The organism is Micromonospora sp. 15K316, assembly GCF_004348525.1.
Lineage (GTDB): Bacteria > Actinomycetota > Actinomycetes > Mycobacteriales > Micromonosporaceae > Micromonospora.
Window position 1 is genome coordinate 1 of record NZ_SMKG01000014.1, and the last position, 23,319, is coordinate 23,319.

The window sequence follows — 23,319 nt, forward strand, 5'->3', positions numbered from 1 at the left end:
GGTCCTACCAGGAGCTGCAAGGGGGCGTCCAGGAGCCGTTCAGCGCTGATTCCGGCAGGGACCTCGGCCGCCGGTACCGCGCGGAAGGAGGCGTCGGCCGACCCCTTCAACACGGCCTGGGCTGCCTGGATCGCGTTCTCCTGGTCCATGGTGACCGCGTCGAGGTTGGTCTCGGGGCGGGAGCGGTAGAACCGGTAGACGGCTTGGGCCGGCGCGATGCGCCGGTTGAGGACGTCGACCCGCAGAGGTCTGCTTCCTGGCCGCACGGCGTGCTCGGCCTGCTCGACGGCGGTCAGGACCTTCTTGGCATGGGGCAGGAAGACCTGTCCATCCAGGCTCAGCCGGGATCCGTGAGAGGTCCGCACCAGGAGTGCGACTTCGAGGTGTCTCTCCAGGCCCGCGATCCGCTTGGACACCGCCTGCTGGCTGATGCCGAGCTCGTCGGCCGCCGCTTGGAATTGCCCGGCGTTGGCTACCGCCACGAACGTCCGGACCGCTTCGACATCCATGTCCAGAACTTAGCGCCACAACCAGCGGTTGTGGCCGACGTTATAAGACGTTGTTTGCCTGCGAGATCGAAGCGTTGATTCACTCCCAGCGATCACACGACGGTTGTTGCTGGGAGGACGAAATGAACTTCGCGCAGAAGGTGCAACGGGCGATCGGCATCGCCGAGCAGATCAACACGCTCGCGTATGCCCAGCAGGAGGAGATCCATAAGCGGTGGACCGAGCTCACCGGGCAGGCGGTGGACCAAACGTTCAACCTGATCCCGCCCGTCTACACCGACCACGGTGTGAACATCCGGGTAGGCCGCAACGTCTTCGTGAACCAGGGCTGCCGCTTCAACGACGTAGGCGGCATCGAGATTGGTGACGACGTGATGCTCGGTCCGAACGTCAGCCTGATTTCCTCGGGGCACCCGCTGGACCCGGCACGGCGACGTATCCGAATCACGTCGGCCCCGATCCGGATCGAACGCAACGTCTGGATCGGGGCATCCGCCGTGATCCTGCAGGGAGTGACCATCGGTGCTGACGCCGTGGTCGCTGCCGGTGCCGTCGTGACCCATGATGTCCCCGCCCGGAGCGTCGTCGCCGGGGTACCGGCGACGGTGATCAAAAAGATCGGCTGAGTTCGCCAGGCCCTCCCAGACTCCCCGTTCGCGGGATCTGCCCAGCAAGCCTGGGATCGGAATAGGCGGGACCCTTAGGCGGATAGCCGCGACCAGTGCCTGCGGCCAGTGGCGTTGTGCGCCCCCGGCGTCATGGGGGCTGGCTGTTGAACACGTCGCCGAATCCGCGGACGGGTCACTTTCGGCGGCGGTGGACAAGCCAGCCGGCGATAACCATGAGTGACGCCCACGCCACGGCGCTGATCAACAGCGTCGTGGTGAAGGCGTCGCCGTGGTCGCCGACGGCGGTGCGGACCGCGGAGGGTGTCACCGCGGCCGGCGGCAGGAGCGCGAGGAAGGCGAAGAGCACGGCGGATTCGCCGTCTGCCGTCGCGATGATCCAGCCGATCACCCCGGCGCACGCGCCGTACAGCATCGTGGACACGACCGTGAGGGTGGCCACGACGGCAGCCGGCGCGCGTAGGAGCGGCGCGATCAGGGTGCCGAGACCGACTCCGGCGATCGCCGCGAGCGGGAACGCGGCCAACCCGGCGGCCAGGACGTGGTGGAACCGGTCATCGGAGAACAGGTCGGCGGGAAGGAAGCCCGGGTGGTTTTCGGTCCACCACGCCAGCCGTCGCCGAACGCCTGCGGACGAGGACCAGGCAACAGCGAAGTCGACTGCCGCCAGGAGCAGACCGGCGGGCACCGCCGCCAGCAGAGCCCGGCGCATCCCGCGCACGTGCGACGCGAGGAATGCGCCGGTGAACAGCGCGATGAACTGACCCCAGAAGAAGCCAGACGTGTGGGCCATGAAGAAGTCGATCATTTCATTGTCGTGCAGCTCCTCGTTGGTCTGCGGATCGTTGTAGATCCAGGCCTCGTAATAGATGGCGTTGAACGGCGCCAGGGCTGCCGCAACGGCCGCGACGAGGATCACCGCGACGAGCACCCCCGCCCACGGCGAGGACCGCCACCGGCGGCATGGCCCAGAAGCCGATAAGGAGTCACTCTTCTCGTCCATTGTCGCTCCTGACGGGTCAGGCGAGTGTCTACGCAGTTTAGGGCGGCGCGACACCTGAGCCATCGAGGAAAAGACGTCCGCCGTTGTCACCGTTGACGATGACAACGCCGAGCGACTGACAGGTCTGTTCGCCGGTCGTCGCGCCCCCGAATGGAGCAGATCGAACGTTCGGCATTGGGAATTGCATCCCATGCCGGTACCCGAACGGTCCTCGCCATCGCGTCCCGCATATCCCCGCGATCTCAATATCTGATAACCCGGGAGAGTGTGAGGAAGGTCTCGTAAGGGCCTGATCCTTGAACCGTTCGGCCAGCGATTACGTCTCGGATACGTTCCACATCCCGACCTCGCGGAAGCAGAGCGCCAATGAACCCCAACCAGAGTCCGGCCCTGGACGGCATCAAGATCACGGAGAGCGCCGTCGCACGGCTCACCGCCCAGACGGACGGACCGGTGCTGCTTCCCGGCGACGAGGAGTACGACGTCGAGTGCGCGTCGTACAACGTCGCCATCCCGCAGCAGCCGGCGCTCGTGGTCGGCGCTGCCAACGCCGCCGACGTCCAAGCCGCCATCCGCTTCGCGACCGAGCAGGGCCTGCCGGTCGCAGTGCTCGCTACCGGTCACTCCGCGCTCCCCTCTGCCGGAGCGCTCCTGATCACCACCCGGCGAATGGACTCGGTGAGCATCGACGCCGAGGCGCGTACCGCGCGAATCGAGGCCGGCGTACGGTGGCAGCAGGTCGTCGAGGCGGCGGCCAAGCACGGGCTGGCGCCACTGAACGGAGCGGCTCCGAGCGTCGGGGCGGTCAGCTACACCCTCGGCGGTGGATTGAGCCCGATCGGCCGTACCTTCGGCTTCGCCGCCGACCACGTCCGCTCGATCGAACTGGTCACTGCCGACGGCGAGCTACGCAGGGTGACCGCGACCAGCGAGCCGGAGCTGTTCTGGGCACTGCGCGGAGGCAAGGGCAACTTCGGGGTTGTCACCGCACTGGAATTCGGCCTCTTCCCGGTCAGCCACATCTACGGCGGTGGTCTCTTCTTCCCCGCCGAGGAGGCGGCCGAGGTGCTCAAGGCGTGGGGACGGTGGACGGCCGGTGTGCCGGACGAGTTGACCTCCTCGATCGCGTTGCTGCAGCTGCCCCCGGCCCCCGAAGTGCCTGAGCCGCTGCGCGGCCGGCTGGTCGCGCACGTTCGGATCGCCTACGTCGGTCCGGCGGAGGAGGGCGAGCGGCTGGTCGCACCACTGCGCGCGATCGCTCCGACGCTTATCGATTCGGTGGCCGAGATGCCGTACGTCGCGGTCGGCTCGATCCACGCCGACCCGCCGACCCCGATCCCGTTCGTGGACCGCTCGGCGCTGTTGCGGGAGTTCACCCCGGAGCTCGTCGACACGATCATCGCTGAGGCCGGCCCCGGCGCGGGCAGCCCGCTCACCGTGCTCGAGATCCGGCACCTCGGTGGGGCGCTGGCCCGCCGTCCCGAGCCGTCGAACGCAATCGACCTGGGGGACGCCGCCTTCACCTTCTACGCCGTCGCCATCGGTGGCCCGGACCAGGCCGAGTCGTTCCAGGGTTACCTGACCCGACTGCTCCACGCGATCGAGCCGTGGAGCACCGGCCGGCGGTTCGTGAACTTCCTGGGAGCCGGCGACGCCACGGCCGAGGGGGTGGCGTCGGCGTACTCGCCCGAGGCGTACCAGCGGCTGCTCGCGGTCAAGCGCAGCTACGACCCGACCAACCTCTTCCGGGTCAACCACAACATCACCTCCGCCTGACCGGATAGATCCGAGGCCGCACGGGCAGTGGGTGGGCACCACGGAAGGGTGCCGAGGTTCGGCCGCTACGGCCACCTCGGCACCCTTTTCCGCACCCCTATGACTGGCCGAGGCGTAGGACGGTCTCCTCGATCTCGGTGTTCCGCGCGTTCGCGTAGGCGATCTCGGTGCCGATGACAGTGAATCCCGCCCTCCGCAGGACCGTGAGCGATCCGATGTTGTCGCTGGCGGCGCGGGCGTACAGCGGCCGGACGGACACCGTTTCGAGGAAGAGGGCGAGGGCGCGGCCGGCGACGCCCTGGCCCCAGACGGAACGGTCGATCCAGTAGGTGACCTCGGTGTCGCCGTCGACGACGAAGCTGGCGATGCTGCCGACGAGGCGTCCACCGCGGGTCACCGCGCGCATCGTGACGTCGGCGGAGGCGCGCACCTTCGACATGTGCGCGTCGAACGCCGCGCGGTCGTCGGGGTCCTTGGCGGTGAACGCGGCCATCCGGACCGCCTCGGGGTCACGCCGCTGGTCGAACAGCGCGTCGAGGTCAGCGTCCTCGACCGGCCGCAGTGCCACCTCCGTCACCGGACGCTCCTCACGTTGCTTGTCCAAGCCTGGGAGCGGAACGTATCAACGACCACCGACACATCCGGCTCGCGGGGAAGGCTTCTGCTCTTCTCCCAGGCCCGCGGCAGCAAGGTCCGAGGAACGGCTCCCCGGGCGGGGTGCGCGGGTCATCCGCGCAGGAAGTAGAGGACGGTCATGGTGACGGCGGTGGCCAGGATGACGCCGCGCAGCAGCCGGGCGGAGAGGCGGCGGGCGACGTGGGCGCCGGCGAAGCCCCCGGCCATCGCGCCGGCCAGCATCGTGGCGAGCGGAACCGGGTCGTTCAGGGCGTCCGAGGCGACGAGGAAGAGTGCGGCCGCGGTCAGGTAGACGGCGGTGACCTGGGCGACCCGGGCCGGATTGCTGGTGGCCGTGTCGAGGCCGAGGCCGATGCCCCAGAGGGCCAGCATGAGGATGCCTACGGCGCCGCCGAAGTATCCGCCGTAGATCGCCAGCAGGAACTGCCCGAGCAGGATGGTCCGGGTGCCCAGGTCGAGTGGCCGGCCCAGTGCGTCGGTCAGCGCACGGGTGAGCCGGCGTCCGAAGGCGAGGACCAGCGTGCCGAACGCGAGCAGCCACGGCACGGCGGCGTCGAACGTCGCGGAGGGCAGCGCCAGCAGCAGCCCGGCGCCGAGCCCGCCGCCGAGCACGCTGGCCGTGGTGAGCGCGGTCAGGGACGTCTTACCGACGGGGGCGAGCTCGCTGCGGTAGACCCAGGCGCTCACCACCGAACCCGGTACGAGGGCGACGGTCGTCGAGGCGTTCGCGGTGACCGGCGGCACGCCGACGGCGACCAGGGCGGGCAGCGCCACGAAGCTCCCCCCGCCGCCGATGGCGTTCAACACCCCGGCGGCGAGGCCGGCGAGTCCCACGAGCAACATCTCCGACATGGGCCGAGCATCGCCGTGCCGGTGGTGGTGCACAATGCGCTATCGGCGTAGCCAGCCTTAGCCTGTGCCATAGGCTCGGCGGGGTGCGGTACGACCTGGACGATCTACGCCTCTTCCTGCACGTCGTCGCCGAAGGTTCGATCACCGCGGGCGCCGGCCGGATGCACCTCAGCCTCCCCTCGGCGAGCGCGCGGGTACGTGGGCTCGAACAGAGCGCGGGAGTGGCGCTGCTGGTCCGGGGCCGGCGGGGAGTACGCCCCACCCCCGCGGGGACCGCGCTCGCCCGGCACGCCCGCGACGTGCTCACCCAGACCGCGCGGCTCGACGGCGCCGTCGCGAGCTACCGGCGCCCTCCGGCCGAGCCGCTCGTCCTGCTCGCCGGGGGCTCCGCGATGCACCGGCTGGTGCCGCTGGCCCTGGAATCGTTCCTCCGGGAACACCCCGACGTCGACGTCACCGTCGCCGAGTGCCGCACTCCCCGGACCGTGCGGATGCTCGCCGACGGTCAGGCGGACCTGGGCATCGTCCTCGACGGCGAGGCCCGCAACTGCGGGTTGGAGACCGAACCGCTCGCCGACGACTCACTCGTGGTGATCGGGCAGGCCGGCGGTGTCCTCGCCGGGCGGACCGCGCTGCCCTACCGCGAGGTCGCCGAGCACCCGCTCGTCGGGCTCGACGCGGGGTCCTCGCTACGACGTTGGATCGAGAAGCACGTGGGCGCCCACGGCCCGCTTGCCCGGTACCGCACCAGCGTCGCCAACCTGAACACCGTCGTCGCGCTCGCCGCCGCCGGGGTGGGGTTGGCCGTCGTGCCGCGTCGTGCCGTCGACCCGAACCAGCCGCTGGCGATGTGCGACCTCCAGGAGCCCTGGTCGCGCCGGCACCATCTGCTGGCCTGGGGTACGAAGGCGCAGACGGCTTCCGGGGTCACCGCCGCGCTCGCGGAACACCTGCGTCGCGCCGCGCTGTCGGACGGGAGGGCCTGAGCGGTAGGCCTGTGCGTGGAGAGCGGCGATCGTGTCCCAGAGCCCGCACTGATGCTCGGCCGCCAGGTCGACGGTGCCGGCGCGGCCGGCGGCGAACACCCGGTGGTACGCCGCCGCGTCGCTCGGTCGTACGGCCGGCCAGGACGCCTCTCCGGTGGCCGCGAAGTGCGCCCACACACTGATCATGTCGGCGGCCAGCTGCGGTTGCACCGTGCCGACCGTCAGGAAGTCGGCGACGTCGAAGAGGTAGGGCAGCTCGTAGCCGTGCGCGGCACCCCACGGGTAGTCCGCGGTCAGCGCCGGCCCGTGCGTCTCGGCGAACTCGTAGCCGTAGGTGGGCGCGTGCCGGGCGAGCAGGCGCTGGGTGCTGAGGATCGGGCAGGCCCAGATCCGGTCGGTCGCGACCGCCGCCCACGCCAGGCCCGGTGTCTCGTACGCATCAAGCGGGTAGTGCGCGGCCACCCGCCGGGCCTGATCCCCGAACGCCGCCCCGAGCATCGCCTCGTAGTCGGCCGCAGTGTAGGGACCTCGGGTGATCTCGAGGATGCCGATGATCCCCCGGTGCTCGTCGTGGTTGTTGCCGGTCAGTACCGGGACCCGCTGCGCCATCCCGGCCCGCAACGCCGCCGCGGGCGAGACCGGCAGCAGCGACGTCCCGTACGCCGGGGTGATGAACGCCTCGACGCCGGTTCCGGTCGTCGCGTCGAGCAGCGCCACCGGGTCCTTGGCCCGCAGGCAGGCGAGCGCGTGCTCGGCGGGGCAGCCGAGCGTGGCGGCGAGAGCCGCGCCGGTCCGCTCGACCTTCGCGCGGGGGCTGAACTGCGACCCGGCCTCGATGCCCGGAAGGAACAGCGCGTCCGGCCAGTCGGTCAGGCAGGACCCGGACTGCATGATCGCCTTGTCGAAGAGGCCGCCGGCGGACGGTGACGTGAGCTGCGCGCAGACGCTCTCCGCGCCCGCCGACTGACCGACGAGGGTGACATTGCGGGGGTCACCACCGAACGCGGCAGCGTTGCGGCGCACCCAGCGCAGGGCCGCCTGCTGGTCCTGGAGTCCGAAGGTCCCGGACCCGGCCAGCGCGGGCAGCCCCAGATAGCCGAAGACCCCGAGCCGGTAGTTGATGGTCACCACAACGAGGTCTCCCTGGGTGACGAGTCGGGTGGGGTCGTAGTCGGCGCCCGAGCCGTTCTGGAAGCTGCCGCCGTGCACGAACACCAGCACCGGATGTGGACCGGGCGCGGTGGGCGCGGTGACGTTCAGATAGAGGCAGTCCTCGACCCCGGCCGGCGGGCCGAAGACCGGGTTCTGCGCGCACTCCTCGTGCGGCACGCGCGCGTCGCGAACCCCGGACCAGGCGGTTACCGGCTGCGGGGCCCGCCAGCGACGGTCGCCGGTCGGGGGCGCCGCGTACGGCACCGCGTGGAACGCCCGGTACCCGTCGCCGACCACCCCGCGGACCAGCCCCCGGTCGGTCCGTACGACCGGCCCGGCGCCCGCCGGAACGGCCGCCGCCGGGGCTGCCTGCGCCGTGAGCAGCACGGTCAGCACCAGGGCGCTCCACCTGCCCGGCCGCACCGCGTTTCCCGGGTGGGAGTCCTGGTGGCGCGGCTGCTGTCGGATCAATCGCATGAGGCGTAAGAGGATGTCACGCATGCCCGTCACGCTATGGAGGCGAGGGCGGCGCCGGCAGGATCGCCGGTACCCGGTGTGCGGTGACAAATGTCCCGGCAGGTGTCGCCGCGTCTCGTGAAGAGGGTCGATGCCCGGTCATCGGCGCGCGGCGTGTGCCGAGGGCGGGACCTGCGCTCAGAAGTGCCCGCCGAAGCTCTCGCCGCCGAGGCTGCTCGGCCACGTGGTGGCGTGTGGGCTCGACGACCTGCTGCGCGGTGGCGACGGCTCGTCGGGCGGCCAGGGATCCGGGCGTCCCGCCCGCTTCGCGACGGTCCGGACGTACTTGCGCTCGTACCGGTGGCGCTTCTCGGCGAGGACGGCGCGGAGCTTCGTGCCGTCCGGGTCCTCGCGGTCGTACCGCTCGAACTGCTCGGTGAGGAAGAGCAGTGGAAGCAACTCCTGGTCGTCCTCGGGCAGGTAGCCCGCGTCGACCACCGCCGCGACCGCCTCCCGTTTGAGCTTCAGCGCGCGAGCGAGGACCGCCCGTCGCATCCACCGGCGGCGCAGGTCCTCGACCGACAGGTCATCCGTGGGGCCGAGATCCCGCAGGGACCGCCGCACAGCTGCGGCCACGTCGTCCGGCGGGTCCGCACTCAGGATCGCCAGGATCCGGCCGATGACGGCGGTTTCCTCGATCCTCTCCACGTCGGCGGCGCAGAGCAGCTGCAGGACCCGCCCGTCCGGATCGGCCTCGCGGTAGGCCGCGAACTGCCGGGTGATCAGCAGGAAGAGGGGCGTCCAGGCGGGGTCGGGCGGCCGGTACCCGGCGTCGCGGACCGCGGCGACGGCCTCGGGCTCACCGAGTACTGCCTCGTCGCACACCGCTGCTATGCCCACTTCTGACGAGAGGTCACGCAACGCGCGGCGGCACCGGTCGTGCACCTGGGCGGGCAGCCAGGTGTCGAGATACTTCAGCAGCTGCCGCGCCAGGGCACCCTGTTCGAACGCCGGCAGCAGATCGGGTCGGTCCTTCAATAGCGCCAGCAGCGCCAGGTCGACGTCGTCGGGCTGGGCGGGCGGCCGGGGCAGGTGGGGGTTGGCGTAGACGATCTTCAGGAAGGAGTTCGGCTCTCCGTCGAGCCAGAGGTCGCACCGAGTCTCGTGGCCGAGAGGTGCCGCGCCGACATAGGTCGGGCCCAGTCGCGCACGCGACCGGAACGCGGTCTCCAGGGCGTCGAGCAGGCCGGGCTGGTCGGTGACCGACAACAGGTCCGTCAACCGTTGGCGCAACGGGGCGTCGGGGAACCTCAGCGCGGCGTCGACCAGCTCCCGAACCTTCGGGTCGCCCTGGTAGACGCCGTTGGGTGGTTCGGCGGCGGTCTGCGGGAGACAGGCGGTCAGCCGCACCCGCGGCCGGTACACGGATGTGGGGTCCGCCTCGAGCAGGAACTCCAGCACCGGGGCGACCCGCTCCGGTCGCTCGTGGTTGCCGAACCTGAAGTACGCCCCGGTCAGCAGGAACCACGCGCCGCGCCAGACCCTGTCGCGGTCGGCGCCGCCCGCGGCCCACCAGCGGTCGATCCGCTCGCAGGCCCGGCTGTTGCCCTCGTAGAGAGCGGCAGCCAGGACGTCCTGGGCGCGTTCCGGGGTGCGCCACCGACGGAACAACATCGATCCATGATGCGCCGTCCGTACGCCGACGGCCAGCCGACGGCTGTCGCGTAGATCCTCGTGGTGCCCGCAACCGGCAGCTCGGTGGCGCGCCACGATCTTGACCAGGCGCGGGCCCCGCGCAGACGACGGCAGATGCCGCCGCCTCTATGGTTGACCGATGGCGTCGGTCAGGCAGGTCCAGGTCACTTTCGATTGCGCGGAACCCGAGCGTGTCGCTCGTTTCTGGTGCGAGGTGTTGGGGTACGTCGTGCCGCCGCCTCCGGAGGGCTTCGGCAGCTGGGCCGATTTCGATCGCTCGCTGCCGCCCGAGCAGCAGGGTTCGGCGTTCGCCTGCGTCGACCCCTCAGGGGTGGGGCCGCGGCTGTACTTCCAGCGCGTTCCCGAGGGCAAGGTCGTCAAGAACCGGGTGCACCTCGACGTGCGGGCCGGCACCGGGCTCGTGGGGGAAGAGCGCCTGGCCACGCTTGAGGCCGAAGGCGCGCGACTGGTCGCGCTCGGCGCGACCCGCGTACGGCTGCTGCCGGCCGATGAGGAGAACGAGTCCTGCCTCGTCATGCAGGACGTCGAGGGCAACGAGTTCTGTCTCGACTGATTCTCCCTCGCCACGCGCCTGACCGGGCAACCGCCACGAGTCACCCGACTCGCCCCCTGGTGGGTAGTCAGGTCGCCCGTTCGGGCCACCGATGATCTTCCCGGCGTCGTCGAGCGTCACCCCGCCGAATTTCGTCGCGACGATCGCCTGGTCGCGGCGGCCCCGCAGGGCCCGGCCGAGCAGTTCCTCGCCGGTGAACGGGCCGGGTCCGGCAGGGCGGCGATGCGACGCAGCGCCAGCTTGGTCGACCACGCAGCTCAGGCCGCGGCCGGGCCGGCCTGTCACACCCGCCGGCGGGCGACCAGCAGCAGTACCGCGCCGACGAGCACCATGGCGAGGCCGCTCGCGACGGGCCGGCCGAGCGAGGCGCCGGTGACCGGCAGCTTCGCCCGGTAGTGGAATGGGAGACCGTTCGACGTACCACCCGGCGTGGTCACCCGGACCTCGGCGTCGCCCACTGCGCAGGGCGGCGCGCGGAAGGTCAACGACCGGCCGTCCGTCGCGACGGTGACCTCACTCGTGGGGATCGTTCGTCCGCAGATGCCGACCGTGGTCCGGCCCGGGACGAACCCGCTGCCTCGGACGGTCACCACGGCGCCGCCCGCGCTGCTGCCCTGGTTCGGGATGAGCGACTCGATCGTGGGCACGACCGCGACCGCGCGGTAGGTGAACCTGCCGGCCTCCGCGGTACCGGCCGGGAAGACCAACCTGACGGTCACCGGACCGGCCGGGTTCGGCGGGGTGACCACGGTGATCGTGGTACCGGCCGGGTCGACGGCGAAGCCGGTGCCGGCCACCCCGGCGAAGGTCACCGCGGTCGCCCCGGTGAACCCGGAACCCGTGATCGTCACGGTCGTGCCGCCGGCGGTCGGCCCCTCCCCCGGTGCCAAACCGGTCACCTCGGCGCCGGTGCCGTCGGCCAGGTAGGTGTACGACAGCGGGGCCGTCGAGCCGCCCACCGTGCTGACCACCACCGCAGCCGGACCCACCGCTCCGGGCGGCGTCACGGCCGTCAACGACGTCCCATCGGCGGCCACTGTCACGTCGGTGGCGGCGACGCCGTCGAACGTCACCTCCGTGGCGTTCGGCACGAAGCCGGTGCCGGTGATGGTCACCGGCTGGCCGCCCGATTGCGGGCCGGAGTTCGGCGAGATCGCCGTGGTCGTGGGCGGCACCGCCGACGGGCTCTGGCAGGAGGCTTCCGCGAGGATCACCTGCCCGAGCGAGAACCGCACCGGTTCGACGCCGTCGAAGCCGGAGACGGAGAGCAGCGCGCGCACGTTGATCCCGATCACGTTGTTCGGCGTGCCGGTGAGCTGGCGGTCGACGACGGCGTGCAGGGTGGTGTCGGTCAGGCCGGTGACAGTGACGGGAGTACTGAATTCCTGGGCCGTGTCACGCACGGTGATCTGCTCGCCGAAGACCGCGATCTCCTCGCCGGTGGCTCCGGCGCTGGTGTCGCCGGCGCGGCACTGTGCGGTCACCCCCAACTCGGAGACGTCGAGCACCTCGACGCCGAGGACGTTCAGCGTGAAGTCGGCGAGTTGGGAGGAGGCGGAGGACGTGATCGGCCCGCGGGTGGCGGTGACCTCCGCGACGGTGCCGGTGGCCACGACGTTCTCCGGGTCGGAGAGGGCGACGGCGACCGACGTCTCGTCGTCCGTTCCGCCGCCGGGCGGGGCGCTCACGCTCCCGAAGGTGCCCTGGGCCTGGACCGACTCGGTGCCGGGGTCACCGACCAGGTCGAGGACCACGCCCCGTGCGGCGGCGTCGCCCGGGGCCGCGAACGCCGGCGGCGCCAGACCCAGAGCGGCCCCGCCGACCACCAGTAACCCCGCCGTTGCCACCGACAGTCGTCGCCGGACAGATCCCATCGCTTCCCCCGTTCGACTCAGGCTGGTGTCGGGGCGCGGAGCTGGATCCACGCCACCCGAAGTGCCAAACGAGACAGGTAGCGACCCGCTACGGGTCAGAACACTGGGAGTAAGCAGGCAGCCACTCTTCGTGATTCGACAGCGGTCGAGGCGAAGGGACGGTACGCGGAGACGGCCCGGTGGCGTCTCGGCAGATGCCTATGCGCCGCGACACGGAGTTCGTGCATCTGCCGGAAGACGATCAATCGCCTGTTTCGTAGCGTGCGGTGGTGGTCGCGTCGGCGCGTCGGGAACGCGCTGCCCGCAGGCCGGACGAGGAGGGAAGCATGAGGACGATAATTCCGGTCGGCGCGGTGCTGGCGATGCTGGCCGTGACAGCGCCGGCGGTCGCCGCCGAGCGGGTCGAGACGCCGACGGTCAGCGTCGCGGGCGGGGTCACCCAGCCGGTGTTCGGTTATGCCGATGCGATCCGGGAACGAGTGTGGGTCGACAGCGACTTCGACAGTGACCGGGACGGCGTCAAGGACGTCATCCGGGTCGACCTCATCCGGCCGGCCGCCACCGAGCACGGCCTGAAGGCGCCCGTCATCATCGACAACAGCCCGTACTACGCGACCTTGGGGCGTGGCAACGAGTCCGAGCTCAAGGCGGACGTCGATGGTGACGGCCTCCTCGACCGCTGGCCGCTCTTCTACGACAACTACTTCGTGCCCCGTGGTTACGCGGTCGCGCTCGTCGACATGGTCGGCACGGCCGGCTCCACGGGCTGCCCGACGATCCAGGGTGCGAACGAGAACTCCACCGGACCGGCGGTGGTCGACTGGCTCAACGGCCGCCGGAGCGCGCACGACGCCGACGGCGATGCGGTGGTGGTCGACTGGCACAACGGCAAGTCGGGGATGATCGGGAAGTCTTACGACGGGTCACTGGCGATGGCCGCGGCGGCGTCCGGCGTCAAGGGCCTCTCCACGGTTGTTCCCATCGCTGGTCCGTACAACTACTACGACTACACCCGCGGCAACGGCATCGTCACGCGAGGCAACAACTATCTCGGGTCGCTCGCCCGGACCATCACGGCTGACGACCCGGCCCGGCAATCCCGGTGCGCGCCGGTCTGGAACGAGATCGCGGCCGCCGACGGCGACGAGCACGGCGACTACACGCCCTTCTGGGACGAGCGGAACTACCTGGACGACGCCGCGAAGATCAAGGCCAGTGTGTTCCTCGTGCACGGCATGCAGGACGACAACGTCCGAGCCGACCACTTCAGCAAGTACTGGCAGGCGCTGAAGAAGTACGACGTGCCGCGCAAGCTGTGGACCGCCCGCGTCGGGCACATCGACCCGTTCGAGTTCCGCCGGGAGGTCTGGGTCGACACGCTGCACCGCTGGTTCGACTACTGGCTCCAGGGCATCGACAACGGGATCATGCGGGAGCCGAAGGTCGACGTGGAGCCGTCCGCCGGCGTCTGGGAGCGGCACGCGGACTGGCCGATCCCCGGCACGGGAAACGTGAACATCTGGCTGCGTCCCAGGGCCGACAGCGCCGGCGATCTCGCCCTCACCCCGGCCAAGGGCGCCCCGACGACCCGTTCGTTCGTCGACAACCCGAGCCAGACCGAAGCCACGATGATCAACAGCCCGGAGCAGCCGAACGGGAACCGTCTGGCGTTCCTGTCGCCGCCGCTCACCGAGGACCTGCGCATCTCCGGCACCCCGGTGGTCAACCTCACCGCGTCGTCGAGCCTCGCCGAAGGCTACTTCGGCGCCGTCCTCGTCGAGTACGGGCCGAGCACCCAGAACAACCGTTCCGGCGACGGCATCGTCCAGACGACGCTGCCCGAGGAGTGCTACGGCGAGTCGAGCCCGACCGACGACGGGTGCTACCGGCCCGTCGCGTACCGGCCGCTCGACGTCACCCAGTGGCGGGTGACCAAGGGCATCCGCGACGGGCAGAACCGTGACTCGGTCGCGGCCCCCAAGCCCATGACGCCCGGCAAGATGTACGAGATCAGCATTCCGCTGCTGCCGGAGGAGTACGTCTTCTCCGCCGGCAACCGGATCGGCGTCATCATCGTCGGCAGCTACCGGAACTACTCGGCCGAAACGCTCGCGTCGCGGCCGGCGATCACCGTCAACACCAAGGTCAGTCACCTCTCCCTGCCGGTGCTCGGCGGTCAGCAGGCCGCCCGCCGTGCCGGGATCCCGCACCGCTGACCCCGCACCGCTTTCGAACGGAAGCCGGAAAGGGCACCCTCACTCGAGGGTGCCCTTTCCGTATCGCGGATCGTCGGAGGGGAGCTGATCCGTCAGCTGCACAAGTCCGGTCAGGTGACGCGGTCGGCGTTCACGACGCTGCGACGCGACGTGAATCGGGCCGAGTCCGAGCTGCGGCACGGGAATGCGACGGGGCGCCTGCTCGCCCTTCAGGACCTGCGCATGGATCTCTACGGTCTGCCGGTGCCGCAGGTGAGTACGCAGGCGCGGGCCGCGATCGACGACCTGCTCACCGTCCGGCTCGGAGCTCCTCGCGGGCTGCTCTCCATCGCCGGGGACGTACGGCTGGCCACTGATGAGGGGACCATCCACGCCGTACTGTCGCAGCGGCTCCTCGACGAGGTCACCGCCGCGGCCCGGGCGGTGTCCGCAGGCGACGACGCGGCGATGCGAAAGGCACTCGACCGATTCGCCGCCCTCGTCACGGCCGCTCCGGCCGACCAGGTCGACCCTGACGTCGCGACGGACCTGCTCGCCTCCACCGGCGTGATCGCCGCCGGTCCGCGCACCTACGAGGCGGAGGCCGCGCAGCTGCTCGGTGCGGCGTGTCTGCGGACCGATCACACCGGATACACCGGCAGCGGTTTCGTGGCCTGCCTCAAGACCAAGGACAGCGGCCTCCGGTTCACCGCCGCGGTGGCGGCGGACGGCGACTACACGGTCCGGATCCGGTACGCCAACGCCATGGGTAACACCCGGACCATGACGCTGAGCAGCGGCTCGTCGTCGCTCGTGCTCCAGTTGCCGACGCTCGCGAACTGGGACACCTGGTCCGAGAACACGGTCACGTTCCCGATCGCCGCGGGCGACGCCGTGACCCTCGTGTTCGCGGCCACCGACAACGGCAACGTCAACGTCGATACGGTCACCCTCGAACCAGACCTCGGGGTCGTCACCGGCGCGTGAGTGACGAGGCAGGAGGGCCGGCCCATCGGGCCGGCCCTCCTGTCGTTCCTGACTATTCGGAGCGGGTCAGGCGAGGTCGAACCGGTCGAGCTCCATGACCTTGGTCCAGGCCGCGACGAAGTCGGTGACGAACTTCTCGCGGGCGTCCTGGCTGGCGTAGACCTCCGCGAGGGCCCGCAGCTGGGAGTTGGAGCCGAAGATGAGGTCGACCGCGGTGGCGGTCCACTTCACCTCGTCGGTGGCCAGGTCCCGGATCTCGTACACGTGCTCCTCGGACTCCGCCGCCTTCCACCGGGTGCCCGGGGAGAGCAGGTTGACGAAGAAGTCGTTGGTGAGCACGCCGGGCCGGTCGGTGAGGACGCCGTGCCGCGCACCGCCGACGTTGTTCCCGAGGGCGCGCAGGCCGCCGACGAGGACCGTCATCTCCGGGGCGGTCAGGTTGAGCATGTAGGCACGGTCGACGAGCAGTACCTCCGGCTGGGTCTTCTCACCCGGGCGCAGGTAGTTGCGGAACCCGTCGGCGCGGGGCTCGAGGACCCGGAACGACTCGACGTCGGTCTGCTCCTGGCTGGCGTCGGTGCGGCCCGGGTGGAACGGGACCGTCACCTCGACGCCGGCGTCCCGTGCCGCCTTCTCGACGGCGGCCGAGCCGGCGAGCACGATCAGGTCCGCGAGCGAGATCTTCGCGCCACCGGCGGCGTTGAACTCCCGCTGGATTCCCTCGAGGGTCTCCAGGACCGTCGCGAGCTGCTCGGGCTGGTTGACCTCCCAGTTGCGCTGCGGCTCGAGGCGGATCCGCGCGCCGTTGGCGCCGCCGCGCTTGTCGGTGGACCGGAAGCTGGCGGCCGAGGCCCACGCGGTGGAGACCAGCTGGGCGGTGGTGAGACCGGACTCGAGGATCTTCGCCTTGAGAGCGGCGATGTCGGCGTCGCCCACGAGCTCGTGGTCGACGGCCGGCACCGGGTCCTGCCACAGCTGGGGCTCCGCGACCCACGGCCCGAGGAAGCGCTCGATCGGACCCATGTCGCGGTGCAGCAGCTTGTACCAGGCCTTGGCGAAGGCCAACGCGAACTCGTCGGGGTTCTCCAGGAAGCGGCGGGAGATCTTCTCGTACGCCGGGTCGACGCGCAGCGACAGGTCGGTCGTGAGCATCGTCGGCTTGTACTTCTTCGACGGGTCGAACGGGTCCGGGATGATCTCCGGGGCGTCCTTGGCGACCCACTGCTTGGCGCCGCCGGGGCTGGTGGTGAGCTCCCACTCGAAGCCGAAGAGGATCTCGAAGAAGCGGTTGCTCCACTGCGTCGGCACGTCGGTCCAGGTCACCTCGAGACCGCTGGTGATCGTGTCCTGGCCCTTGCCGCTGCCGTGGGTGCTCAGCCAACCGAGGCCCTGCGCCTCCAGCGGGGCACCCTCGGGCTCGGGGCCCACGTGGTCGTCGGCGACGCCCGCGCCGTGGGTCTTGCCGAAGGTGTGGCCGCCGGCGATGAGGGCGACGGTCTCCTCGTCGTTCATCGCCATCCGGGCGAAGGTCTCGCGGATGAAGTGCGCCGCGGCGGCCGGGTCCGCGTTGCCGCGGGGGCCCTCCGGGTTGACGTAGATGAGGCCCATCTCGGTGGCCCCGACGTCGGCCACCATCTCCTTCTCGGAGGCGTAGCGCTCGTCGCCGAGCCAGGTGTCCTCCGGACCCCAGAAGATCTCCTCGGGCTCCCAGACGTCCTCGCGGCCGAAGCCGAAGCCGAAGGTCTTGAAGCCCATCGACTCCAGGGCCACGTTGCCGGCGAGCACGAGCAGGTCCGCCCAGGAGATCTTCTGGCCGTACTTCTGCTTGACCGGCCACAGCAGCCGGCGGGCCTTGTCGAGGTTGGCGTTGTCCGGCCAGCTGTTGAGCGGGGCGAACCGCTGACCGCCGTCGCCGGCGCCGCCGCGACCGTCGTGGATGCGGTAGGTGCCGGCGGCGTGCCAGCTCATCCGGATCATGAGGCCGCCGTAGTGGCCGAAGTCGGCCGGCCACCAGTCCTGCGAGGTGGTGAGGACCTCGACGATGTCCCGCTTGAGCGCCTCGACGTCGAGCTTGGCGAACTCCTTGGCGTAGCTGAAGTTCTCCCCCAGCGGGTTGCCCTTCGGCGAGTGGGCGTGCAGCACCGACAGGTCGAGCTGGTTGGGCCACCAGTCCCGGTTGGTGCGCGGACGACCGCCGGTCTTCGGGGTCGGCGAGTCGATCGCCGGGTTCTCGCTCTCGCTGCCGTGCGCGGTCACGGAGTCGTGCGCGACCGGGCAGCCGGCCGCCTCCTTCTTGTCCACACCCTGCGCGCTGGAGGGGGTGAAGTCGTCGGTGTCGCTCATGTACTTCCTTCCGAACTGGCGGATCGTTGGGAGGTGCGTGCGGTCGCGCAGTCGGGGCAGGTGCCCCAGTAGACGACCTCCGCCTCGTCGACCACGAAGCCGTGGTCTTCGGAGGCGGTGAGACAGGGGGCGTGGCCCACCGCGCAGTCGACGTCGGCGATGGCGCCGCAGGAGCGACACACCACGTGGTGGTGGTTGTCCCCCACCCGCGACTCGTACCGCGCGGTTGCACGCGCGGGTTGGATGCGCCGCACCAGACCGGCGTCGGTGAGCGCGCGCAGCACGTCGTACACCGTCTGGTGGGAGACCGTGGGATGGTCGGCCCGTACCAGTGAGATCACCGTGTCGGTGTCGACGTGCGGATGGTCGCGCAGCGCGGCGAGCACCGCCAACCGGGGCCCGGTCACGCGCAACGAGGCCGCCCGCAGCTGTGCCTCGAAGCCGGACGTCATGCCCTGAACATAGCCCAATCTTCTGGAATTGTTCAAGTTTTGCCCCGGCCTTAATCCGCACAGTTCACCGCAAACCTGATCTCGCGGCGGGTAGCTGCGAGTCGGGCGGGAGCCGACCGAGGTGGGCGCGGCAGTGCGTGGTGAGGCGGGCGCGCGATCAGCGCTCCGGCCGAGATTACCGACCATCTGGGCGGCGGCAAGGGTGACGCGGCAGGAGGCCGAACGATGATCATGAATTGGGCTCGTCCACGAGCGTCGCTGATCAACAAACGTGGCCGGAGGTCGCCAACGGCTTTTGCGACTCTTCGCCCGGAGGCACAGTACGATCCAGGCCATCGTCGTGAGATGAGCCGTGCGGGAGCAGCCGATGATCACCGATGCGACACTCGCCCGCATCAACGAAGGCGTGCAGTTGCACCATCAGCAAGGCCAGCGTGCGGCTGCTCGCGAGGTGTTCGCGCGGATCTGGGACGAGATCGGCGGGGAGCAGGGCGACCCGCTGCACGTCTGTGTCCTCGCGCACTCGATGGCCGACGTACAGGACGACGTCCACCAGGAGTTGGTCTGGGATCAGCGGGCACTGGCGGCGGCCGATCTGCTCACCGACGCTCGGGTCACTCAGGCCGGGGTGACTCTGCCGGTGGCCGGTCTATATCCGTCGTTGCACCTCAATTTGGCGGAGTGCTACCGCAAACTCGGCGACCTCGACCGTGCCCGTGACTACCTCCAGCGCGCGCAGGCGGGGATCGGTGCGCTCGGCGATGACGAGTACGCGCAGCTGATCAGGAGTGGCCTCGATCGGGTGGAGCAGCAGCTGACCTCCGAGTAGACGCGCGCCGCTGAGGAGCGCTCCGCGGCCGGTGGCACCGGGGACACTGCGCACACCGGTACGAGCGACCCGCTTGGTCGGCTACGCCCCGAGTCCGACTTTCGCGTCTCCTGCCTGGTGCGCCACGACCGATCAGTCACCGGTCGGCGACGGCCGCACGAGCACTACTCCGACGTCTGATCGTCCGGTGGCTCTGGTTGTTTTCGGGTGAAGCCGAACCGCACCAGCAAGAACACCATGAGCGCCACGATGACGACAGTCAGAAAGAAGCATGCAATCCCCCCAGTGATGCCCATATCATGAAATTATCGCGTTGTGCATCGCGCGATACTCAGTTTCGAGGATGGTCGATCAGGTGGGTGGCGAACCAGAGACACCTTCGGTGTGACGTCACGACGAGCCAACTGCGCCGGGCTTGATACGGAGGTCAGAGCAGCGCGCGGAGTTGCCGACGCGACCTGACCCCGAGTTTGCTGAACACGTTACCGAGGTGCCATTCGACGGTACGTGGACTGATGAACATCTGGGCGGCGATCTCCGCGTTCGTGTGTCCGTCTCTGGCCAGCCCGGCGATTTGCGCCTCCTGGCTGGTGAGTTCGGTGACCGGGGCGACCGCCCGCCTGCGTACGGTCTCCCCGGTTGCCAGCAGCTCCCTGCGGGCGCGCTCGGCAAATCCGTCGGCTCCGATCCGGCTGAAGGCATCGTAGGCGGAGCGCAGCTGGGCACGGCCTTCCTGGCGGCGGTTGTGGCGACGCAGCCACTCGCCATACATCGGCCGTGCCTGGGTGGAGCTGATGAGGCACCCGACGGCTTGCTCGGCATCCACACCAACATGGCCGGCGTCGTCCTGGCGGCGTGGATGCTCGACCACGACGCCGCCAGCCTGGCGCTGATTTCCCGGGCCTTCGCCGGGGTGCCCGAGGGCCTGACGCGCGACGACGTCCTCGACAACATCACCCACTTCTGGCTGACGAACTCGGGGGTTTCGGCGGCGCGACTCTACGCGGAGAACAGGTTCTCGTTCTTCGGCGTCAAGGGCGTCAAGATCCCTGTCGCCGTGAGCGTTTTTCCGGACGAGCTCTATCAGGCTCCGCAGAGCTGGGCACAGAAGGCGTACCCCAACCTCATCCACTACAACCGGCTCGACAAGGGCGGGCACTTCGCCGCCTGGGAGCAGCCGGAGCTCCTCGTGCAAGAGGTTCGTACCGGATTCCGATCGCTGCGCTGATGACCACGCGCGTCGAGGGTGTGCAGCTGCCCTCGACCGCCCGGGCGACCGAGGGGCTCGACTCCGAGCCCTCGGTCGCCCGCTGGGCGCGCCGCTGACCGGAGTCCGAGCCCGCCGGCCGGGTGGATTTCGCCACCCGGCCGGCGTCCGGACCCGTACCTGGAAGCCGGCCTCGGAAGGCTGGCAGTGGTGGGTGCCGGTCTGGGACGTACCGTCTCAGTGCTTCTTGAACACCGGCATGGTGTCCAGCGTGGTGGTGATGTTCTGCGTGGTGCCGCCCCGATACGTCTTCCCGGTGAAGATGTCGGTCCAACTGTTGCCCGGCGGGAACCACACCGGCGTCGTGGCGGTGTTGCCAGGCGTCGTCACCGGCGCCACCAGGTAGTCCGGGCCGTAGAGGTACTCGGAACCGGCGGTGGCGTACGCGGCCTGCTCGTTCGGGTACGCCAGGTACATCGGGCGGACGATGGGCGTGCCCGTGCGGGTGGCTTCCTTGGCGGCGGCGTAGGTGTACGGCAGCAGCTTCTCTCGCAGGTTCAGGAACTTCTTGGCCGACGCCTCCGCCTCCGGGCCGTACTGCCAGGGCAGCCGGTCGCTGTGGTTGGAGTGCAGCCGGTCGATCGGCTGGAACGTACCGAACTGGACCCACCGGGCGTAGAGGTCGTCGGGGAGCTTCGTGCTGCCCGGTTCGCTACCCGGCTGCTGCAGGCCGCCGGTGTGCCCGCCGATGTCGTGGCTGACCGCGGCGAGCCCGGTCGCGGCCGACTCGCCCGGCGTGTAGCCGACCTCCATCTGCAGGGTCTGCCAGTTGGAGGTGGTGTCGCCGGTGAAGTGCAGCGTGGTGCGCTTGTCGGCCCACGGTCCGGTCGGCACCGGGGTCGGGCTGCCGTAGCCGCCGGCCTGCAACGATCCGTACGCCCGGGAGAAGGCGAAACCGGTCTTGTCGGCGTACTGCTGGTTGATCCACGCGTCCGGGGTCACGCCGGGGAGGGAGGACTTCGAGTTGTCGCAGCACCAGTCCATCCACCAGAGGTCCGGGCCCTTGCTGCCCTTCGGCACCATCCCGTCGTGGAGCTGCAGGTACGCCTTGAGCTGGTCCGGGTCACCGAAGTCGAACGCGTAGCAGTCGGCGCCGCCGTTGCAGCCGACGCGCTGCAGCTTGCCCTTCGCGGTGGCCTGCGCCTGCGCGAACTTCGGGTCCGAGCCGAGAATGCTCGGGTGGATGTTGATCCCGGTGTGCAGGCCCTGCTTCTTGGCCCACTGGAAGAACGCCTTCGGGTCGGGAATCCGGGTGGGGTCGAGGCTCCAGCCGTTCCACTTGTCCGGCGCCTTGACGTCGGTGTCGAGGACGAGTACGTCCATCGGCACGCCCTCGGCCTTCGCCCGGGCCACGAGGTCCTGGAACTCGGTCGCGGTGCGGTCGTAGTACTCGGACCACCACACCCCGTACGTCCACTTCGGCAGCAGCTTCGTGGGCCCGGTCAGGGTCGACAGGTCCTGCAGACCGCGAGTGAAGTCCTGCCCGTACGCGAAGACGTACCCGTCCTGCTCGGCGGCGGGCCGGGGCTTGGTGTTGCTCAGGGCCGAGGCCGAGTCGTCGAGCAGGTACCAGCCGTCCTGGTAGAGCAGCCCCGGGAAGGTGGGCGCGGATCCGGACACGCCGTCGAGGCCCCGGCGGTAGCCGCCGAGCGGCGCGTGTGGGGCGAGCAGCGGGCTGTTGGCGCTCGTGACGGCGACCGTGTCCACGTTGACGTTGCAGCTGGCCTCGGTGGGGCAGCCCAGCGTCACGGTGTTGGTGCCACGGTTGAGGTGGACCGGTACGGAGACGGTGTTCCAGTAGTCCCAACCGCTGGTCGGCGGAAGGGTCGCCGTGACCGGCGCCGCCGTCCCCGCCGTCACGGACATGGTCCGCGCCTGGCTCGGCTGGGAGCCGGCCTGGCCGTTGGCGTAGCGGATCTGCACCCGGTAGTCACCCGTGGCCGGTACATCCGTCACGGTGAGTGTGTCGGCGGACGTGGTGCTCTCCAGGCCGGCCAGGAAGCCCGTACCGGAGGCGCCGTTGTGGTCGTTCGCGGGCTTCGCGCCGCCGGTCAGCGCGCCGGTCTCCGCCTCGCCGAGTGTGCCGAAGCGCAGGGGCTGTGGCTGGGGCGTGGCGGGCGCCGGGAACGGGTCGCCCGGGTCGACCACCGCGAGGCTGTCGATGTTCACGTTGCCGGAGTCGTCGGGCCCGCGCACGACGCTGATCTCGTGCCGGCCGGCGGTGAGGTCGACCGGCACGTTGGCCAGGCCCCAGGTGTCCCAGTTCGCGGTGGGCGGCAGGGTCAGCGTGCGGCCGGCGGCGCCGTCGACCTGAACGGTCAGGGTGCGGACCACCGTCTGACCGTCGCCGCCGGCGCTGTTGGCGTAGCGGACGGTGAGCTGCTTCGTGCCGTTCGCCGGGGCGTCGAGGGCGAACGTGGCCGAGTCGCCGGCGGAGGTGAAGCCGGCCGCGAAGCCGCGTCCGGTGTATCCCTGGTGATCGGTGGCGACGCCGGGACCGCTCAGCTGCAACGCTTCGGCCTCGCAGAGCGTGCCGAACGCGCAGTCGGGAGCGCCACGGCCGGCCCAGGGTCGGCCCTGCACGACCTGCTGGCCGGTCTTGAGCTGCACGGTGAGGTTCTCGGCGGTGAACGCACCTGAGCCGACCTGGTAACGCAGCGTCATCGCGCCGGTGTCGATGGTGAGCCAGCCGTGCTCGACGTGCTTCGTGAAGCGCGTACGGGGGAAGTCGTCGCGCCCGATGACGTTGAACGTGGCGGCGTCGGTGAACTTGCCGTCCTTCTGGTACTCCGTGCGGATCAGGGTCGGGGACAGCACTTCGAAACGTGCGTCGCCCGACCGTACTGCTCGGTCTTTCGTCTGGTCATGGCTGGCCTGCGCGGTCGCGGACGGAGCGAGTGTCAGGCCCGTGATGAGGATGCCTGCCGCGGCGGCCGCTGTCGCGCGGCGGCGGCGTGGACTCCGATAGAGCAAGGTGCTCCCCTCGTCTCATATGGAGGAAATGAGTTATTGACAACGTTGTCACCTGCCGGAAACGCATGTCAACGGATCTTGGAGGGTGTCCCTTCTCTCTTCCCGCCGGGGACGCATCGCCGGCAGACGCATCG

Annotated in this window: 18 protein-coding genes and 1 pseudogene; 8 read left to right on the plus strand and 11 right to left on the minus strand. The window is 70.1% G+C overall.

Annotated elements, in window-relative coordinates:
- On the minus strand, nt 1-509 hold a 509-nt coding region (locus E1211_RS05655; protein ID WP_132346108.1), incomplete at its 3' end, for a LysR family transcriptional regulator.
- Between the two features lie 122 nt (nt 510-631).
- Between E1211_RS05655 and E1211_RS05660 the strand changes: the two genes are divergently transcribed.
- Nucleotides 632-1,135, plus strand: coding sequence for a DapH/DapD/GlmU-related protein (locus E1211_RS05660; RefSeq protein WP_132346110.1), 504 nt, complete (start codon nt 632-634; stop codon nt 1,133-1,135).
- A gap of 175 nt (nt 1,136-1,310) precedes the next feature.
- Here the strand turns inward: E1211_RS05660 and E1211_RS05665 are convergent, their stop codons facing one another.
- Entirely contained in the window at nt 1,311-2,066 is a 756-nt protein-coding gene (locus tag E1211_RS05665) for a hypothetical protein (protein ID WP_132346112.1), read from the minus strand.
- A gap of 438 nt (nt 2,067-2,504) precedes the next feature.
- Here E1211_RS05665 and E1211_RS05670 point away from each other — a divergent pair, with 438 nt between their 5' ends.
- Entirely contained in the window at nt 2,505-3,914 is a 1,410-nt protein-coding gene (locus tag E1211_RS05670; protein ID WP_132346114.1) for an FAD-binding oxidoreductase, read from the plus strand.
- Between the two features lie 97 nt (nt 3,915-4,011).
- Here the strand turns inward: E1211_RS05670 and E1211_RS05675 are convergent, their stop codons facing one another.
- Together E1211_RS05675 and E1211_RS05680 are read right to left on the minus strand one after the other, a co-directional pair.
- On the minus strand, nt 4,012-4,491 hold the full coding sequence (locus E1211_RS05675) for a GNAT family N-acetyltransferase (RefSeq protein WP_132346116.1): 480 nt from the start codon (nt 4,489-4,491) through the stop codon (nt 4,012-4,014).
- A gap of 149 nt (nt 4,492-4,640) precedes the next feature.
- Entirely contained in the window at nt 4,641-5,402 is a 762-nt protein-coding gene (locus E1211_RS05680) for a sulfite exporter TauE/SafE family protein (RefSeq protein WP_132346118.1), read from the minus strand.
- 83 nt (nt 5,403-5,485) lie between these two features.
- On the opposite strand from E1211_RS05680, the gene E1211_RS05685 reads away from it, so the two are divergent.
- Nucleotides 5,486-6,388 (plus strand): LysR family transcriptional regulator, encoded by a 903-nt coding sequence (locus E1211_RS05685; protein WP_132346120.1) that lies wholly within the window; start codon nt 5,486-5,488, stop codon nt 6,386-6,388.
- 159 nt (nt 6,389-6,547) lie between these two features.
- On the opposite strand, the pseudogene E1211_RS33250 reads toward E1211_RS05685, so the two are convergent.
- Together E1211_RS33250 and E1211_RS05695 are read right to left on the minus strand one after the other, a co-directional pair.
- Nucleotides 6,548-8,041 (minus strand): annotated as a pseudogene (locus tag E1211_RS33250) (carboxylesterase/lipase family protein); the annotation flags it as partial.
- Between the two features lie 153 nt (nt 8,042-8,194).
- On the minus strand, nt 8,195-9,670 hold the full coding sequence (locus tag E1211_RS05695; RefSeq protein ID WP_132346122.1) for a hypothetical protein: 1,476 nt from the start codon (nt 9,668-9,670) through the stop codon (nt 8,195-8,197).
- 160 nt (nt 9,671-9,830) lie between these two features.
- Between E1211_RS05695 and E1211_RS05700 the strand changes: the two genes are divergently transcribed.
- Nucleotides 9,831-10,265, plus strand: a complete 435-nt coding sequence (locus E1211_RS05700) for a VOC family protein (RefSeq protein ID WP_132346124.1) — start codon at nt 9,831-9,833, stop codon at nt 10,263-10,265.
- A gap of 281 nt (nt 10,266-10,546) precedes the next feature.
- Here the strand turns inward: E1211_RS05700 and E1211_RS05705 are convergent, their stop codons facing one another.
- On the minus strand, nt 10,547-12,112 hold the full coding sequence (locus E1211_RS05705) for an IPT/TIG domain-containing protein (protein WP_132346126.1): 1,566 nt from the start codon (nt 12,110-12,112) through the stop codon (nt 10,547-10,549).
- Nucleotides 12,113-12,465: 353 nt separating this feature from the next.
- On the opposite strand from E1211_RS05705, the gene E1211_RS05710 reads away from it, so the two are divergent.
- Nucleotides 12,466-14,355, plus strand: a complete 1,890-nt coding sequence (locus E1211_RS05710; RefSeq protein ID WP_132346128.1) for a CocE/NonD family hydrolase — start codon at nt 12,466-12,468, stop codon at nt 14,353-14,355.
- A gap of 222 nt (nt 14,356-14,577) precedes the next feature.
- Nucleotides 14,578-15,321 carry a CBM35 domain-containing protein gene (locus E1211_RS05715; protein ID WP_132346130.1) on the plus strand — a complete coding sequence of 248 codons (744 nt, stop codon included), beginning with the start codon at nt 14,578-14,580 and terminating at the stop codon, nt 15,319-15,321.
- Nucleotides 15,322-15,387: 66 nt separating this feature from the next.
- Here the strand turns inward: E1211_RS05715 and katG are convergent, their stop codons facing one another.
- Nucleotides 15,388-17,664 (minus strand): catalase/peroxidase HPI, encoded by a 2,277-nt coding sequence (katG, locus tag E1211_RS05720; RefSeq protein WP_132346132.1) that lies wholly within the window; start codon nt 17,662-17,664, stop codon nt 15,388-15,390.
- A complete protein-coding gene (locus E1211_RS05725) occupies nt 17,661-18,116 on the minus strand; it encodes a Fur family transcriptional regulator (RefSeq protein ID WP_132346134.1) in 456 nt (151 codons plus the stop codon). Before E1211_RS05725 ends, katG begins: the two co-directional genes overlap by 4 nt.
- 367 nt (nt 18,117-18,483) lie before the next feature.
- On the opposite strand from E1211_RS05725, the gene E1211_RS05730 reads away from it, so the two are divergent.
- Nucleotides 18,484-18,945 carry a tetratricopeptide repeat protein gene (locus E1211_RS05730; RefSeq protein WP_132346136.1) on the plus strand — a complete coding sequence of 154 codons (462 nt, stop codon included), beginning with the start codon at nt 18,484-18,486 and terminating at the stop codon, nt 18,943-18,945.
- Nucleotides 18,946-19,372: 427 nt separating this feature from the next.
- Here E1211_RS05730 and E1211_RS05735 read toward each other — a convergent pair whose 3' ends face one another.
- Nucleotides 19,373-19,771, minus strand: coding sequence for a LuxR C-terminal-related transcriptional regulator (locus E1211_RS05735; RefSeq protein ID WP_371686127.1), 399 nt, complete (start codon nt 19,769-19,771; stop codon nt 19,373-19,375).
- Nucleotides 19,772-19,777: 6 nt separating this feature from the next.
- Between E1211_RS05735 and E1211_RS05740 the strand changes: the two genes are divergently transcribed.
- On the plus strand, nt 19,778-20,173 hold the full coding sequence (locus E1211_RS05740; RefSeq protein WP_207915257.1) for a hypothetical protein: 396 nt from the start codon (nt 19,778-19,780) through the stop codon (nt 20,171-20,173).
- Between the two features lie 216 nt (nt 20,174-20,389).
- On the opposite strand, the gene E1211_RS05745 is transcribed toward E1211_RS05740, so the two are convergent.
- Entirely contained in the window at nt 20,390-23,029 is a 2,640-nt protein-coding gene (locus tag E1211_RS05745; RefSeq protein WP_243709360.1) for a TIM-barrel domain-containing protein, read from the minus strand.
- Nucleotides 23,030-23,319 lie beyond the last annotated feature (290 nt).

Bases quoted from the DNA above. Each gene is read 5' to 3' on its own strand.
- E1211_RS05660 (WP_132346110.1), top strand. From the start codon at position 632: ATGAACTTCGCGCAGAAGGTGCAACGGGCGATCGGCATCGCCGAGCAG.
- katG (WP_132346132.1), bottom strand. From the start codon at position 17,664: ATGAGCGACACCGACGACTTCACCCCCTCCAGCGCGCAGGGTGTGGAC.
- E1211_RS05725 (WP_132346134.1), bottom strand. From the start codon at position 18,116: ATGACGTCCGGCTTCGAGGCACAGCTGCGGGCGGCCTCGTTGCGCGTG.
- E1211_RS05680 (WP_132346118.1), bottom strand. From the start codon at position 5,402: ATGTCGGAGATGTTGCTCGTGGGACTCGCCGGCCTCGCCGCCGGGGTG.
- E1211_RS05670 (WP_132346114.1), top strand. From the start codon at position 2,505: ATGAACCCCAACCAGAGTCCGGCCCTGGACGGCATCAAGATCACGGAG.
- E1211_RS05730 (WP_132346136.1), top strand. From the start codon at position 18,484: ATGATCACCGATGCGACACTCGCCCGCATCAACGAAGGCGTGCAGTTG.
- E1211_RS05715 (WP_132346130.1), top strand. From the start codon at position 14,578: ATGGATCTCTACGGTCTGCCGGTGCCGCAGGTGAGTACGCAGGCGCGG.
- E1211_RS05710 (WP_132346128.1), top strand. From the start codon at position 12,466: ATGAGGACGATAATTCCGGTCGGCGCGGTGCTGGCGATGCTGGCCGTG.
- E1211_RS05695 (WP_132346122.1), bottom strand. From the start codon at position 9,670: ATGTTGTTCCGTCGGTGGCGCACCCCGGAACGCGCCCAGGACGTCCTG.
- E1211_RS05740 (WP_207915257.1), top strand. From the start codon at position 19,778: ATGGCCGGCGTCGTCCTGGCGGCGTGGATGCTCGACCACGACGCCGCC.
- E1211_RS05700 (WP_132346124.1), top strand. From the start codon at position 9,831: ATGGCGTCGGTCAGGCAGGTCCAGGTCACTTTCGATTGCGCGGAACCC.